This is a genomic window from Flavobacterium aurantiibacter, assembly GCF_002251775.1.
In the GTDB taxonomy this organism is placed as follows: Bacteria; Bacteroidota; Bacteroidia; order Flavobacteriales; family Flavobacteriaceae; genus Flavobacterium; species Flavobacterium aurantiibacter.
Map to the genome: position 1 here is coordinate 1 of NZ_NOXX01000006.1, position 1,406 is coordinate 1,406.

Here is a 1,406-nt window from a genome sequence, read left to right on the forward strand (position 1 = left end):
CGCGACGGCGCTACTTTGATACGCTCAACGATTGTTTTGCGGAGCCGTTACGAATTGAAGGTTAAAGTACGTTGGCGCCGGCACACCCAAAAAACACAACTTTTTCGGAATAGAATTCTTAAAAAAAGTAACTTTTTTGGAATAGAATCCAAAAAACGCATTACTTTTTTGGAATAGAATCCGAAAAAGTACTACTTTTGAATGCAGCAAACTTTACTTTACGTTATGATAGCCAGAGAATTAACTGCGGCGATTTCAAAATTCCTCAACAAAGGAAAAGTACTGATTTTACTTGGCGCTCGACAAACCGGAAAAACGACTTTGCTTAAGGAATTAAGTAACAGTTACGAGAGTGCGCTGTGGCTTAATGCCGACGAATACGACATTCAACAGATTTTTGAAAAGCCTACTTCAACGCAAATCAAAAGTATATTGGGTGCTTCGAAGTTTGTTGTCATTGACGAAGCCCAACGAATTCCGAATATTGGTATTGCTTTAAAGTTGATTCACGAGAACTATCCGGATGTTAAGCTCGTAGCCACGGGATCTTCGGCTTTTGACTTGCAAAATAAAACCTACGAATCGTTAACTGGGCGCAAGATTGAATGCCAATTGTTTCCGCTATCGTTTCAAGAACTTAAGAATCATCACGGAATTTTGGAAGAAAAGCGACTGCTTCATAACCGATTGATTTACGGCTCGTATCCCGAAGTTGTTAGTTATGCCGACGACCAGCGTTTAATTTTGAAACAACTGGCCGACAGCTATTTATTTAAAGACGTTTTAATGATTGATTCGTTAAAGAAGCCCGAGAAATTGGTTAAGCTCTTGCAAGCATTGGCCTTACAAATTGGATCGGAAGTTTCGTATAACGAACTAGGGAAGCTAGTCGGAATAGACAGTAAAACGGTTGAAACGTATATTAGTTTACTTGAAAAGACGTTTATCGTTTTTAGATTACAATCATTTGCGCGAAATGCCCGAAATGAACTAAAGCTTTCGAAAAAGATTTACTTCTACGACAACGGCATTCGAAATGCGGTGATTAACAATTTCCAGTTGGCCGTAAACCGCGCCGACATTGGAGCCTTGTTTGAAAACTACTTTATCGCCGAGCGCAAGAAATACAATGCTTACCAAAACAATTTTGTTTCACCGTATTTCTGGCGCACAAAAGAACAACAAGAAATCGACTACATTGAGGAAGCCGACGGGCTAATTACGGCTTTTGAAATCAAATGGAATTCGCATAAAAAGGTTCGTTTTCCGAAAAATTTCACCTCGTCGTATCCGAATCATGAGTTGGTGGTGGTCACGCCGGAGAATTATGATACGTATTTGAGTAACTGATGTTCGGTCAACGATTTTCGTGTGAGCGGGCGCAACGACATCCTTTTAGGCGTTAC

At 40.2% G+C, this 1,406-nt stretch carries 1 protein-coding gene; it reads left to right on the forward strand.

Annotation, left to right across the window (positions count from 1 at the left end; genetic code table 11):
• Positions 1-225: 225 nt before the first annotated feature.
• Entirely contained in the window at positions 226-1,350 is a 1,125-nt protein-coding gene (locus CHX27_RS00050; RefSeq protein ID WP_094484760.1) for an ATP-binding protein, read from the forward strand.
• Positions 1,351-1,406: the final 56 nt, after the last annotated feature.